Source organism: Pseudomonas sp. TH06, from assembly GCF_016651305.1.
In the GTDB taxonomy this organism is placed as follows: Bacteria; Pseudomonadota; Gammaproteobacteria; order Pseudomonadales; family Pseudomonadaceae; genus Aquipseudomonas.
Genome location: NZ_JAEKEC010000001.1, coordinates 264,114 through 277,153, shown reverse-complemented (window position 1 = coordinate 277,153; position 13,040 = coordinate 264,114). Strand labels below are relative to the sequence as shown.

13 protein-coding genes are annotated in these 13,040 nt (G+C 59.5%); 6 read left to right on the top strand and 7 right to left on the bottom strand.

Translation table 11 applies throughout. The annotated features are described in order from the left end of the window. Positions 1-78: 78 nt before the first annotated feature. From JFT86_RS01385 to JFT86_RS01365, 5 genes are all read right to left on the bottom strand, one after another. Positions 79-705, bottom strand: a complete 627-nt coding sequence (locus JFT86_RS01385; RefSeq protein WP_103305202.1) for a PAS domain-containing protein — start codon at positions 703-705, stop codon at positions 79-81. A 93-nt stretch (positions 706-798) separates the two neighbouring features. After that, entirely contained in the window at positions 799-1,926 is a 1,128-nt protein-coding gene (locus JFT86_RS01380; protein ID WP_201235117.1) for an FAD-binding oxidoreductase, read from the bottom strand. Positions 1,927-2,075: 149 nt separating this feature from the next. Continuing rightward, complete coding sequence (locus tag JFT86_RS01375; RefSeq protein ID WP_201235116.1) at positions 2,076-3,020, bottom strand: ornithine cyclodeaminase family protein; 945 nt, start codon at positions 3,018-3,020, stop codon at positions 2,076-2,078. Positions 3,021-3,157: 137 nt separating this feature from the next. Then, positions 3,158-4,648 carry an ATP-dependent RNA helicase RhlB gene (gene rhlB / locus JFT86_RS01370; RefSeq protein WP_201235115.1) on the bottom strand — a complete coding sequence of 497 codons (1,491 nt, stop codon included), beginning with the start codon at positions 4,646-4,648 and terminating at the stop codon, positions 3,158-3,160. A gap of 109 nt (positions 4,649-4,757) precedes the next feature. Further along, positions 4,758-5,414, bottom strand: coding sequence for an alpha/beta fold hydrolase (locus JFT86_RS01365; protein WP_187680051.1), 657 nt, complete (start codon positions 5,412-5,414; stop codon positions 4,758-4,760). A 468-nt stretch (positions 5,415-5,882) separates the two neighbouring features. Here JFT86_RS01365 and JFT86_RS01360 point away from each other — a divergent pair, with 468 nt between their 5' ends. The 4 genes from JFT86_RS01360 (at position 5,883) to JFT86_RS01345 (ending at position 10,045) form a co-directional block, all read left to right on the top strand. After that, positions 5,883-6,914, top strand: coding sequence for an amino acid ABC transporter substrate-binding protein (locus JFT86_RS01360; protein WP_201235114.1), 1,032 nt, complete (start codon positions 5,883-5,885; stop codon positions 6,912-6,914). Between the two features lie 66 nt (positions 6,915-6,980). Beyond that, positions 6,981-8,162 (top strand): amino acid ABC transporter permease, encoded by a 1,182-nt coding sequence (locus tag JFT86_RS01355; RefSeq protein WP_201235113.1) that lies wholly within the window; start codon positions 6,981-6,983, stop codon positions 8,160-8,162. A gap of 10 nt (positions 8,163-8,172) precedes the next feature. Beyond that, positions 8,173-9,267: an amino acid ABC transporter permease gene (locus JFT86_RS01350; RefSeq protein WP_201235112.1), complete on the top strand. Its 1,095-nt coding sequence runs from the start codon at positions 8,173-8,175 to the stop codon at positions 9,265-9,267. Between the two features lie 13 nt (positions 9,268-9,280). After that, positions 9,281-10,045 (top strand): amino acid ABC transporter ATP-binding protein, encoded by a 765-nt coding sequence (locus JFT86_RS01345; protein ID WP_008080191.1) that lies wholly within the window; start codon positions 9,281-9,283, stop codon positions 10,043-10,045. Between the two features lie 55 nt (positions 10,046-10,100). On the opposite strand, the gene JFT86_RS01340 is transcribed toward JFT86_RS01345, so the two are convergent. Next, positions 10,101-10,583 carry a type II toxin-antitoxin system MqsA family antitoxin gene (locus JFT86_RS01340; RefSeq protein WP_201235111.1) on the bottom strand — a complete coding sequence of 161 codons (483 nt, stop codon included), beginning with the start codon at positions 10,581-10,583 and terminating at the stop codon, positions 10,101-10,103. Further along, on the bottom strand, positions 10,580-10,891 hold the full coding sequence (locus JFT86_RS01335; RefSeq protein WP_201235110.1) for a type II toxin-antitoxin system MqsR family toxin: 312 nt from the start codon (positions 10,889-10,891) through the stop codon (positions 10,580-10,582). The genes JFT86_RS01340 and JFT86_RS01335 overlap by 4 nt, the downstream gene beginning before the upstream one ends. Positions 10,892-11,057: 166 nt before the next feature. On the opposite strand from JFT86_RS01335, the gene JFT86_RS01330 reads away from it, so the two are divergent. Together JFT86_RS01330 and JFT86_RS01325 are read left to right on the top strand one after the other, a co-directional pair. Further along, entirely contained in the window at positions 11,058-11,717 is a 660-nt protein-coding gene (locus JFT86_RS01330) for a FadR/GntR family transcriptional regulator (protein WP_201235109.1), read from the top strand. After that, positions 11,707-12,999, top strand: a complete 1,293-nt coding sequence (locus JFT86_RS01325; protein WP_201235108.1) for a CynX/NimT family MFS transporter — start codon at positions 11,707-11,709, stop codon at positions 12,997-12,999. Before JFT86_RS01330 ends, JFT86_RS01325 begins: the two co-directional genes overlap by 11 nt. The last annotated feature ends 41 nt before the right edge of the window (positions 13,000-13,040 follow it).

Below are 13,040 nucleotides of genomic sequence, written 5' to 3'. Positions count from 1 at the left end.
TCACTCCTACAGGGGAATGCATTTCAAATGTAGGAGTGAGCCTGCTCGCGATGGGGCCAGATCAATCACCGCAAATCCCTAGCCTTTCAGTTCCTTCAAATGCTTGTACACCGTCGCCCGCCCCATGTTCAGCACATTGGCCACATAGTTCGAGGCGCTCTTGCCCTTGAACGCGCCCTCAGCGTGCAGCGCCAGCACCAGTTCGCGTTTGTGATCGCGGGTCAGCAGGTTCAGGCTCAGTTGCCGCTCGCGCAGCCAGGCGTGCAGGAACGTGTTGATGCGCTCCTGCCAGTCATCGCGAAACAGTGAATCCGGCTGCGGAATCAGTTTGCTCGGTGAGAGAAACAGATCCAGCGCAGCCTTGGCATTTTCGAACAGCGAAATATTCAGATTGATGCACAACACCGCCAGCGGCAGACCTTCGCGGTCGCGCAGCACGGTGCTCAGGCTGCGAATTTTCTGACCGTCCCAGTTGAGTTTTTCGTACGGGCCGATGTTTCTGTCGCTGACATCCTCGCTGAGCATGTCCTCCAGCGACGACTCGTCGCCGATCTCGCGCTTGGACAGGTTGTTGGCGATGTAATCGACCTTCTGCGTACGCAGGTCGTGCAGCACCACTTCAGCGTGGGGGAAAAACAGTGTGGCGATGGCATCGGCGATGGCGCGGAAGTTATCCAGCGCCGGGTCGAATTCGGGGGCGGTCATGACAGTGGAGCTCCAGGCAGCGTCAGCGCCCCCGTGAACAGGGGGCGCTGCGAGTGTGCCGCAATCCGTAGGGCGCGTCATCCGGATGGACGATCAGACGAGGCGGCTGGGGGAGAGCATGTGGCTGCTCAAACCAAACCGGCTTAGTTGTTCGGGCAACGGCTGGCCGCGCACCAGCGCCGCACTGGCCTGGCCCATCGCCGGTGAAGTCTGAATACCATAACCGCCCTGCGCCGCGACCCAGAATAGTCCTGGTACTTGCGGATCAAAACCGCTGAGCAAGTCACCGTCGGCGACGAAACTGCGCAGACCGGCCCAGGTGCGGGTCGGGCGGCGGATGGTCAGCGTGGTGGCTTCCTCGATCTGGTAAATGCCCATGGCGATGTCCAGCTCTTCCGGCTGCACGTCGTGGGGCTCGACCGGGTCGGCGTTGGCCGGCGAGCCGAGGAACATGCCGGCGTCAGGCTTCATGTAGAACGATTCGTCGAGGCTGACCAGCATCGGCCAGTGATGGGTGTCGACGCCTTCGGGCCCGGCGAAGATGAACGCGGCACGGCGTTTCGGTTGCAGGCCCAGCGATCGGGCGCCGGCCAGTGCACCGATCTTGTCGGCCCAGGCGCCAGCGGCGTTGATGATCACCGGCGCGCTGAAGGTCTGGCCATTGGTCTGCACCTGCCACACGCCGTCGGCGTCGCGGCTCAAGCCGAGCACTTCACAATCGGTATGGACTTCGCCGTTATTGCGACGAATGCCACGCAGGTAGCCCTGATGCAGGGCATCGGTGTCGATGTCGCTGGCGCTCGGGTCGTAGATCGCGCCGTGGACTTTCTCCCGGCGCAGGATCGGCATTCGGGCACAGGCTTCATCGGCGCTTAGCAGCTGCATCTCCGGCACTGTGGCTTTGGCGCTGAGGTATTGATTGTTCAGTTCGGCGGCGTCCCCGGTGAAATCCACGGTCATTTCGCCGCGCGGAGTCAGCAGCGGGTGTTCGCAGAAGCCAGTCGGTGGATTGTCGAAAAACGCTCGGCTAGCCAAGGTCAGTGCTCGTACTTGCGGCGTGCCGTACGCTGCAGTGAACAGCGCGGCGGAGCGGCCGGTGGAGTGATAGGCCGGGTGCGACTCACGTTCGAGCACGATCACTTTGGCGTGCGGCGACAGCCAGAACCCGGTGGAAGCGCCGGCAATCCCGCCGCCGATGATGATGAAATCTGCCTGGCTCATGAAGGTCTCCAGTTAGTACTCAAGATCGAAAAAAACGCAGATCTCCTGTAGGAGTGAGCCTGCTCGCGATAGCGGTGTACCAGTCAACAATAATGTTGAATGTAAAACCGCTATCGCGAGCAGGCTCACTCCTACAGGGGATTTTGGTGTTAGTGGGTCAGGTGATAAACCGCATTGGCCAGGGCGATGTCTTCCAGGCCCAGGCCGATTGAGCGGAAAAACACATGACGGTCGTAACCGGGGCGCTGCACTTTCTCGCTGAGCAGATCCGCCAGGTCGCCGATGATCGACTCCTTGCTCCAGCCGTGCTGCTCGGCGGCAATCAGCATCTCACCCGCCGACCCCGGCGTGGTCAGACGATAGTCGCAGAACACCTGCATGTCGTTGAGGCTGTTCGGTGGGACTTCATGGGCACGCGGAGCGTTGGTACTGATCGAGGTGATCAGCGCCGGTTTGCTCAAGGCGCCGGGTTCGATCACCGGGCCTGCGGATGAGGTGCAGAGCATGATCACGTCGGCATCAGTGACAGCGGCTTCGCGGCTGGGCGCAATTGTCAGGTCGGGCGCAATGGCTTTCAGCAGTGCCTGAGTCTCGCGGTCTTCAGTTAGCGATGGCGAATACACGCTGATGCTCTGCCAGTCACGCAGCGATTTCACATAGTGCAGATGTGCTTGGGCAACCTTGCCGCTACCAATGATCGCCAGTCGGGTAGCGTTCAACGCAGCCAAGGCATCGACCGCCACAGCCGTGGTCGCAGCAGTACGTGCGGTGGTCAGCTCACCCGCATCACACAGCAACAACGGCTGCCCGGTCTGCATCGACATCAGCAGCGTCCACGCCGTCACCAGAGCACCTTGCTCGCGAACGATGTACGGCGAAGTCTTCACTCCATACACACCGTCTTCAGCCAGCACACCCAGATAATTAATGAAGTCGCCGGCGCCCTGCGGGAATTCCACCAGTTGCTGCGCCGGCTGCACAGCATGCCCGGCCGCAAGGTCTCGGAACAGCTTGCGCAGGATTTGCGGCACGTCGATGCGCGCCAACAACTCGCGGGCCTGGATTTGGTCGATCACGTAGGGCGTACTGGACATGGCAGACTCCGGAGGCAAAATCTAAACTAATTTGTCCATTATGGACTTTTAGTTATCTCTCGCAAGCACCTGTTGAGACGCCGGACGAAAAAAAAGCGCAGTCCGTTGCCGGCTGCGCTTTCTCTTTATAGCGTCGCTTATTGCGGGCGCTTGCGCTCAACCGCACGCAACAGATGCGTCGGCGGCGTTTCACAGCTGATCTTGCGACCGAGCTTCTCTTCGATGGACGGCAACTGATAGGAGTCGTCTTCACCGGCAAAGCTGATCGACACGCCATCGGCGCCGGCGCGACCGGTACGGCCGATGCGGTGCACGTAGTCGTCCGGGACTTCCGGCAGGGTGAAGTTGATCACATGGCTGATGCCGTCGATGTGGATGCCGCGACCGGCAACATCGGTGGCGACCAGCACGCGGATCTTGCCTTCGCGGAAACCTTCCAGGGTCTTGATGCGCTTGTGTTGCGGCACGTCGCCGGACAGTTGCGCAGCATTCACACCATCGCGCACCAGACGTTCTTCGATGCGGCGGACTTCGTCCTTGCGGTTGGCGAAAACCATTACCCGCTCCCAGCCATTATCGTTGACCAGGTTGTAGAGCAGTTTGTACTTGTCGGCACCGGCCACGGCGTAGATGTGTTGCTCGACGTTTTCGCTGGCGACGTTGGTGACTTCAATTTCGACGATGGACGGATCGGTCGTCCATTGTTTGGCGAGGTTCATCACGTCTTCGGTGAAGGTCGCAGAGAACAGCAGCGTCTGACGTTCGCTTTTCGGTGGCGTCTGACGAATGATCTGCCGCACTTGCGGGATGAAGCCCATGTCGAGCATGCGGTCGGCTTCGTCCAGCACCATCACTTCGACCATGTCCAGGTGCACGTCGCCGCGCTGGTTGAAGTCGAGCAGACGGCCCGGGGTCGCGACGAGGATGTCGCAGTGGCGCGCTTCGAGGTGCTTGAGTTGCTTGTCGAAATCCATGCCACCGACGAACGTCATCACGTTGAGGCCGGTGTACTTGGTCAGGTCGGCGGCGTCCTTGGCGATCTGCACCACCAGCTCACGGGTCGGCGCGATGATCAGCGCACGGGGTTCACCCATGTAGCGCTCTTTCGGCGGCGGCGTTTGCAGGAGTTGGGTGATGATCGAGATCAGGAACGCGGCGGTCTTGCCGGTGCCGGTCTGCGCGCGACCGATGGCGTCTTTGCCGGCGAGGGTGAAACCCAGCACCTGCGCCTGGATCGGCGTGCAATACGGGAAACCCAGATCCTGGATGGCGTGCATCAGTTCCGGGGAGAGCTTGAAATCGTGAAAGCGGGTTTTGCCTTCCTGCGGCTCGACGACGAAGTCTTCGAGTTTCCACGGGATAACCGCAGCCTTGGGCTTCGGTTCGCGTCGCGGTCTGGCCGGTTTCGGCGCTTCGCTGCTCGCGCTTTCGGCAACAGGAGCCGCCGTTGGAGTGGCGACGGCGGCCGGTTTTTCCTCTTGTTTCGGTGCCGCTACGGTAGCGGGGCGGTCGGCCTGGCGGGCATCGTTGCGATGGCCGGGGGCGTGCGACGGCGCACTGGGAACTGGCGCGAGCTGCTCAGCCTCGCTTTTACCGAACATCTTCTTGAGTGCTTTGAGCACGGTCATCTCATCAATTGATTAAGGAATGTACGCCGGCCAGTGTAATGCAAGAATCGGGCGCGGCGTAGTGGGAGGGATCAAAGGGTGTTGCGGCGGCTGAAACCAGCCCGCGCGATCAGCGCAGGCGTTCGCTCAACCAGACACCGATGTCGCGGATTTCTTCGGGTAACACTTCGTGCTCCATTGGGTATTCCTGCCATGTCACGGTGACACCATGGGCCTTCAGATACTCGTAGGCGGTACGCCCCATCGAGTTCTGCACCACGTTGTCGAACTGACCGTGCAACGACAACACCGGAATGCGCTGCTGGCTGGCGGACAATTCCAGTTCATCACTGAAAGTCGGCGCATACGTCGACAGCGCCAGTACGCCACCCAACGGTCCCTGCCATTTCAAAAATGCGGTGTGAAAAACCACGGCGCCACCCTGGGAGAAACCGGCGAGGAAAATCCGCGAGGCGTCTATTCCGCTGGCGCGCTGTTCTTCGATCAATTCAATGATGCGATCTGCGGACGCTTCCAGCTCATCGCGGTCAATCGCCCGGGCCGGGCTCATGGCCTTGATGTCGTACCAGCTCGGCATGGCATATCCGCCATTAATGGTGACCGGGCGGGTCGGCGCCTGTGGCAGAACGAAGCGCGTGCTCAGCAGGCTTTCCTGCAACGCTTCAGCCACTGGCAGAAAGTCGTAGCGGTCGGCACCCAGGCCGTGCAGCCAGATCACGCAGGCGTCTGCGGGCTTAACAGGCTGAAGAATCAAGGGCTCGGTCATGGCTGCTCCAAATATGTGCGGGCGCTCTCATTAAGTGCGTGATTGGAGTGCGCGCCCGGTTGATCCGTTAAGAAGATGTCGCAAGGGTACAAGTTTTGCTATTGACCTGTCGCTCAATCGCTTCAGCGGCCGGTGTGGTACGGGCTTTGCTATGGAGGACTGTGTACGAAGCGTCCCAAGCCTGGCGGTAACACTATCAGTGTACGACTCGCGAAGGGATAGCAACGAATCCGGTGATGGATGTTCGCCAATGGCCGCTACGGGCTTAGCGAATGTGACAGGGCTACAGCCCGTTCGGCCGATTGGTGAGAAGTGAGTTGTCCATGATGTGGATTTTCTCCTGAAAGACTCATAGCGAAGGTCTTACGTCGGTTGACCCCAAAAAAAGCCAACACGGGTCAACAACGCCTCAAAAGGGTGCGACAGGACTCAAGCTCCGACACAACAAGAGCAAAACTGGAGGTTTGAATGAAGATGTTGAAATCCACTCTGGCAGTCGTGACTGCAGCAGCAGTACTCGGCGTCAGCGGGTTCGCTCAGGCGGGTGCAACCCTGGATGCCGTACAGAAGAAAGGTTTCGTGCAGTGTGGCGTGAGCGACGGTCTGCCAGGCTTCTCGGTTCCGGACGCTACCGGCAAGATCCTCGGCATCGACGCTGACGTCTGCCGTGCCGTAGCCGCTGCCGTATTCGGCGACGCGACCAAGGTCAAGTTCAGTCAGTTGAACGCCAAGGAGCGCTTCACCGCGCTGCAATCCGGCGAGATCGACATTCTGTCGCGCAACACCACCATGACCAGCTCCCGTGACGCGGGCATGGGCCTGAAATTCCCGGGCTTCATTACCTACTATGACGGCATCGGCTTCCTGGTAAACAACAAGCTGGGCGTGAAGAGTGCCAAGGAGCTGGACGGTGCAACCATCTGCATCCAGGCCGGTACCACCACCGAACTGAACGTTTCCGACTACTTCCGCGGCAACGGTCTGAAATACACCCCGATCACTTTCGACACCTCCGATGAAAGCGCCAAGTCGCTGGAATCCGGTCGTTGCGACGTGCTGACCTCGGACAAATCGCAACTGTTCGCCCAGCGCAGCAAACTGGCTTCGCCAAAAGACTACGTGGTTCTGCCGGAAACCATTTCCAAAGAGCCTCTGGGTCCGGTCGTGCGTAACGGCGACGACGAGTGGCTGGCGATCATTCGCTGGGTTGGCTACGCCATGCTCAACGCTGAAGAAGCCGGCATCACCTCGAAAAACGTTGAAGCAGAAGCCAAGTCGACCAAGAACCCGGACGTTGCTCGTCTGCTCGGCGGTGACGGTGAATACGGCAAGGATCTGAAACTGCCGAAAGACTGGGTTGTACAGATCGTCAAGCAAGTCGGCAACTACGGTGAAGTGTTCGAGAAAAACCTCGGCAAGAGCACTCCGCTGGAAATCGACCGCGGCCTGAACGCGCTGTGGAACGCTGGCGGCATTCAATACGCACCACCAGTGCGCTAATGGTTCTATCGCCCGGCGGGCCAACCGCCGGGTGATGTTCTTGTTCCATTAATTCCGGGGCACTTCATGCAAAAATCAATCGGCGCACCAAAGCAGAGGCTCAGCCTCAGCGATCCACGAGTGCGTGCGTGGCTATTCCAGATCATCACCGTTGTCGCGGTGGTCTCGCTGGGCTGGTACTTGTTCGACAACACGCAAACCAACCTTCAGCACCGGGGCATTACTTCCGGTTTCGGCTTTCTGGAGCGCAGTGCCGGGTTCGGCATCGCTCAACACCTGATCGACTACACCGAAGCGGACAGCTATGCCCGCGTCTTTGTCATCGGTCTGCTCAATACGCTGTTGGTGACAGTGATCGGCGTGATTCTGGCGACGATTCTCGGCTTCATCATCGGCGTGGCGCGGCTGTCGCAGAACTGGATCATCAGCAAACTGGCGACGGTGTACGTGGAAGTCTTCCGCAACATTCCACCGCTGCTGCAAATCCTGTTCTGGTACTTCGCGGTGTTCCTGACCATGCCGGGGCCGCGCAACAGCCATAACTTCGGCGACATCTTCTTTGTCAGCAGCCGAGGCCTGAACATGCCGGCGGCGCTGGCGGCTGATGGCTTCTGGGCTTTTTTCGGCAGCGTCGTGGTGGCGATCATCGCTACCGTGCTGATGTGTCGCTGGGCCAACAAGCGTTTTGAAGAAACCGGCGTACCGTTCCACAAGTTCTGGACCGGGCTGGCGATCATGCTGCTGATCCCGACCTTGTGTGCACTGATCTTCGGCGCACCGCTGCATTGGGAAATGCCCAAGTTGCAGGGCTTCAATTTCGTCGGCGGTTGGGTGCTGATCCCGGAACTGCTCGCGTTGACCCTGGCCCTGACTGTTTACACGGCAGCGTTTATCGCCGAAATCGTCCGTTCGGGGATCAAGTCGGTCAGCCACGGCCAGACCGAAGCGGCCCGTTCCCTCGGCCTGCGCAACGGCCCGACCCTGCGCAAGGTGATCATCCCGCAAGCCCTGCGCGTGATCATTCCGCCGCTGACCAGCCAATACCTCAACCTGGCGAAAAACTCCTCGCTGGCGGCCGGTATCGGTTACCCGGAAATGGTGTCGTTGTTCGCCGGTACGGTGCTCAACCAGACCGGTCAGGCGATCGAGGTGATTGCCATCACCATGAGCGTGTACCTGGCGATCAGTATCAGCATTTCCCTGCTGATGAACTGGTACAACAAGCGCATTGCGCTGATCGAGCGGTAAGGAAAAGCGCATGAGTACTCATACTTTCAAACCCGACATGCCGCCGCCGGCCAAGGTCTTCGGTCCGATGGCGTGGATACGCGCGAACATGTTCTCCAGTTGGCTCAACACCCTGCTGACGCTGTTTGCGTTCTATCTGATCTATCTCGTGGTGCCACCGATCCTCAGCTGGGCCATCCTCGATGCCAACTGGGTCGGCACCACTCGCGCCGACTGCACCAAGGACGGCGCCTGCTGGGTGTTCATTCAGCAGCGGTTCGGCCAGTTCATGTACGGCTACTACCCGCCGGAACTGCGCTGGCGCGTGGACCTGACCGTGTGGCTCGCGGTCCTCGGTGCAGCGCCTTTGTTCATCTCGCGTGTGCCGCATAAAGCGATCTACGGGCTGAGCTTCCTGGTGCTGTACCCGATCATTGCATTCATCCTCCTGCACGGCGGCTTCGGCCTGACCAACGTGGCGACCAGCCAATGGGGCGGCCTGATGCTGACCCTGGTGATCGCCACGGTCGGTATCGCCGGTGCCTTGCCGCTGGGGATTGTGCTGGCGCTGGGACGGCGCTCGAACATGCCGGCGATTCGCGTGGTCTGCGTGACCTTCATCGAGTTCTGGCGCGGCGTGCCGTTGATCACGGTGCTGTTCATGTCCTCGGTGATGCTGCCGTTGTTCCTGCCCGAAGGCATGAACTTCGACAAGCTGCTGCGGGCGCTGATCGGCGTGATTCTGTTCCAGTCGGCCTATGTGGCTGAGGTGGTGCGCGGCGGTCTGCAAGCGATCCCCAAAGGTCAGTACGAAGCGGCGGCGGCGATGGGTCTCGGTTACTGGCGTTCGATGGGCCTGGTGATTCTGCCGCAAGCCCTGAAGCTGGTGATTCCCGGCATCGTCAACACCTTCATTGCGCTGTTCAAGGACACCAGTCTGGTGATCATCATCGGTTTGTTTGACCTGCTCAACAGCGTTAAGCAAGCCGCTGCCGATCCGAAATGGCTGGGCATGGCCACCGAAGGCTACGTGTTCGCCGCCCTGGTGTTCTGGATTTTCTGTTTTGGTATGTCGCGCTATTCCATGCATCTGGAACGCAAGCTCGACACTGGCCACAAGCGTTAGGAGTTCTCTGTAAATGAGCGAAGCAATCAAAAAGCCAGTGGGCCCTGAAGGCATTATTCAGATGCAGGGCGTCAACAAGTGGTACGGCCAGTTCCACGTACTGAAAGACATCAACCTCAACGTCAAACAGGGCGAGCGTATCGTTCTGTGCGGCCCGTCGGGCTCCGGCAAGTCGACCACCATTCGTTGCCTCAATCGTCTGGAGGAACACCAGCAGGGCCGCATCGTCGTCGATGGCGTGGAACTGACCAACGACCTCAAGCAGATCGAAGCGATCCGCCGCGAAGTCGGCATGGTGTTCCAGCACTTCAACCTGTTCCCGCACCTGACCATTTTGCAGAACTGCACCCTGGCGCCGATGTGGGTGCGCAAGATGCCCAAGCGCAAGGCCGAGGAAATCGCCATGCATTACCTGGAGCGCGTACGCATTCCGGAGCAGGCGCACAAATTCCCGGGGCAACTGTCCGGTGGCCAGCAGCAGCGCGTAGCGATTGCCCGCGCACTGTGCATGAAACCGAAAATCATGCTGTTCGACGAACCGACTTCAGCGCTCGATCCGGAAATGGTGAAGGAAGTGCTCGACACCATGATCGGTCTGGCTGAAGACGGCATGACCATGCTCTGCGTGACCCACGAAATGGGCTTTGCCCGCACCGTGGCGAACCGCGTGATCTTCATGGACAAAGGTGAAATCGTTGAGCAGGCGGCGCCGAATGACTTCTTCGACAATCCGCAGAATGAGCGGACGAAGTTGTTCCTGAGTCAGATTTTGCATTGATGGTTTTTGTGTAAAACAAACCCGGCCTTGTGCCGGGTTTTTTACAATGGATGCTTCAAGACACGGTGAGCGTTTCGTGTTCTCTGTGAACGTTATCCTTGAATCCTCTCAAATCTGCCCCTTCAGCCAAGGCGCGCGCATCGGTGAGTAGATGGGGGTGACGATCAAGCAGGCGCATCAGCACTATCAGGGCTTTCGGTGGAAGCGAGTCGCCGCGTTCATATCGTGAAAACGCATTGTGCCCGCCACCCGACAACAACAGCACCGCTTCCTTCTGTGACAGATGCAGCTTGCGGCGGATGCGCTTCATCTCGTTACCGATCATCTGTCGGCCGGCAATGACGAGTTCGTCACTCGCATTCGAGTAGCGTAATGCGCTATCGGGGTCGAATATGACTTCCCCGCATGCCTGACACTCCCATCCAGACAAATCATCAAGACGGCGCTCCATGCCTTTGACGCTCATGGTTTCAGCACGACCTTCGAAGTGCCGCATTCCTTCAGGTGCTCCGCAACTGAAGCATTGTTTAGTGTTCATGGGTTTTTCTCCTTGAAGGAGATCACCGGAGGCTCACCGCCTGAGCAATAAGTGACCTTGATGTAAATCTCCAGATCATGCGAAGTGATGTGATACACGTCTTGCCAAACCCGATGGTCGCCATAAGTCGTCATCGATTTGTACAACAACCTGTTTTGCAGTTCGAAAACGACGTCCTGCATTTCCTTGAGGCTCAGGCCCATGTCCCGACCGCTTTTGCGTGCAGTCTTGGTAAACGCGTTTATCCCGAGCCTTCTGACATCCTCCTTGATCACCGCCAAGTCGTAATGGGGCGTGTTCTTCTCCATAAGAAACCAAAACCCTGTCCCTGAAATTACCCTTAAAGGGTAATTTTGACCAATCGAAAATGCCGCTCCATGTGTCTCTGATTGACCCTAGGTGGTTGCCGTCCTACACGGGTCTGACTAACATGTCAGAAAATTCATCCTATGATTGGATGAAAGGGCGAATCCTATGTCAGAAACTTCTCCACTTATTAAACGATCCCTGGTCGACCAGGCCTTGGATCAACTGCGTCAGCGCATCAACAGCGGTGCCTGGCAGGTTGGCGAGCGTTTGCCGACCGAACCCGAGCTGTGCGCCGAGCTGGGCATCAGCCGCAACACCGTGCGCGAGGCCATGCGCGTGTTGGCGTTTTCCGGGTTGATCGAGATTCGCCAGGGCGACGGCAGTTACTTGCGCGCTCTGGTCGACCCGCTGGACACGCTCAAGGCGTTGTCCCGCTGCTCGCTGGATCAAGCGCGAGAAACCCGGCACATCCTCGAAGTCGAGGCCATCGGCCTGGCGGCCTTGCGCCGTACCGATGAGGACCTCACCGCATTGCGTGAGGCGCTCGGGACCAGCGGTAGCCACTACCACGGCGATCTCGACACCTACATCGCTTGCGATCTGGTGTTCCATCGTCGTTTGGTCGATGCCGCGCACAACCCGACCCTCAGCGAGCTCTATCGCTATTTCTCCAGCATCGTCGGCGCGCAATTGCGTCAGACCCTGAACATCGTCCCGCGCCGTCAGGAAGTGTTCGACCTGCACATCGATTTGCTCGATGCGGTCGAACAACGCGACCCGGAACGGGCCAAAGCCTTGTCGAGGCAGTTGATCAATGAACCTTGAAACCGAGAAATCCATGTCCCGCAACGAGATATCCACACCCCCGAAACTTGAAGAGCTGCTGATCGATGCCGAGGCCGATGACGAGCAGGTGCAGCAAAGCCACCCGCTGGTGCGCCGTCCGTGGCTGCTGCTGTTGGGGTTGATTCTGGTGGCGCTGAACCTGCGTCCGGCGCTGTCGAGCATGGCGCCGCTGCTCAGTGACGTGTCGAAAAGTCTGGGGCTGTCCGCCGCTCAGGCCGGATTGCTGACCACGCTGCCGGTGCTTTGCCTGGGGTTGTTCGCCCCGCTGGCGCCGATTCTGGCTCGGCGTTTCGGTGCCGAGCGCGTGGTACTGGGCATTCTGCTGACCCTCGCTGGCGGCATTATCCTGCGCAGCAACTTCGGTGAAATCGGCCTGTTTGCCGGCAGCGTCCTGGGCGGCGCGAGCATCGGCATCATCGGCGTATTGCTGCCGGGCATTGTCAAACGCGACTTTGCCAAACACGCCGGCACCATGACCGGTGTCTACACCATGGCCTTGTGTCTGGGCGCGGCCATGGCGGCGGGTTCGAGCGTGCCGCTGAGCGAACATTTCGATCACAGCTGGGCCATGGGGCTCGGTTTCTGGGTAATTCCGGCACTGGTGGCGGCGGTGTTCTGGTTGCCGCAAGTCGGGCAGAAACACGGTGCACACAATGTTGCTTATCGCGTGCGCGGTCTGCTGCGTGATCCGCTGGCCTGGCAGGTGACCTTGTACATGGGCCTGCAATCGTCGCTGGCCTACATCGTGTTCGGCTGGTTGCCGTCGATCCTGATCGGTCGTGGTCTGACGCCGACTCAAGCGGGTCTAGTGCTGTCCGGCTCGGTGATCATCCAGCTCGCCAGTTCGCTCGCCGCACCGTGGCTGGCGACACGCGGCAAGGATCAGCGTCTGGCGATCGTGGTGGTGATGGCGTTGACCCTTGGCGGCCTGTTCGGTTGCCTGTACGCGCCGATCGAAGGTCTGTGGGGCTGGGCGATTCTGCTGGGTCTGGGGCAGGGCGGTACGTTCAGCCTGGCGCTGACCCTGATCGTGCTGCGCTCGCGGGATTCGCACGTTGCGGCGAACCTGTCGAGCATGTCACAGGGGTTCGGTTACACGCTGGCATCGATGGGGCCGTTCGCGGTTGGCATCGTGCATGACTGGACCGGTGGCTGGAATGCGGTGGGCTGGATTTTTGGCATCATCGGAACCGGTGCGATCATCGCCGGCCTCGGCGCCGGGCGTGCGTTGTACGTGCAAGTGCAAAGCGAGAAGATCTGACGCCATTCAAACTGTAGGAGTGAGCCTGCTCGCGATAGCGG

Excerpts from the sequence above, each read along its gene's own strand:
- JFT86_RS01385 (WP_103305202.1), bottom strand. The coding sequence starts at position 705 with ATGACCGCCCCCGAATTCGACCCGGCGCTGGATAACTTCCGCGCCATC.
- JFT86_RS01380 (WP_201235117.1), bottom strand. The coding sequence starts at position 1,926 with ATGAGCCAGGCAGATTTCATCATCATCGGCGGCGGGATTGCCGGCGCT.
- JFT86_RS01375 (WP_201235116.1), bottom strand. The coding sequence starts at position 3,020 with ATGTCCAGTACGCCCTACGTGATCGACCAAATCCAGGCCCGCGAGTTG.
- rhlB (WP_201235115.1), bottom strand. The coding sequence starts at position 4,648 with ATGACCGTGCTCAAAGCACTCAAGAAGATGTTCGGTAAAAGCGAGGCT.
- JFT86_RS01365 (WP_187680051.1), bottom strand. The coding sequence starts at position 5,414 with ATGACCGAGCCCTTGATTCTTCAGCCTGTTAAGCCCGCAGACGCCTGC.
- JFT86_RS01360 (WP_201235114.1), top strand. The coding sequence starts at position 5,883 with ATGAAGATGTTGAAATCCACTCTGGCAGTCGTGACTGCAGCAGCAGTA.
- JFT86_RS01355 (WP_201235113.1), top strand. The coding sequence starts at position 6,981 with ATGCAAAAATCAATCGGCGCACCAAAGCAGAGGCTCAGCCTCAGCGAT.
- JFT86_RS01350 (WP_201235112.1), top strand. The coding sequence starts at position 8,173 with ATGAGTACTCATACTTTCAAACCCGACATGCCGCCGCCGGCCAAGGTC.
- JFT86_RS01345 (WP_008080191.1), top strand. The coding sequence starts at position 9,281 with ATGAGCGAAGCAATCAAAAAGCCAGTGGGCCCTGAAGGCATTATTCAG.
- JFT86_RS01340 (WP_201235111.1), bottom strand. The coding sequence starts at position 10,583 with ATGAACACTAAACAATGCTTCAGTTGCGGAGCACCTGAAGGAATGCGG.
- JFT86_RS01335 (WP_201235110.1), bottom strand. The coding sequence starts at position 10,891 with ATGGAGAAGAACACGCCCCATTACGACTTGGCGGTGATCAAGGAGGAT.
- JFT86_RS01330 (WP_201235109.1), top strand. The coding sequence starts at position 11,058 with ATGTCAGAAACTTCTCCACTTATTAAACGATCCCTGGTCGACCAGGCC.
- JFT86_RS01325 (WP_201235108.1), top strand. The coding sequence starts at position 11,707 with ATGAACCTTGAAACCGAGAAATCCATGTCCCGCAACGAGATATCCACA.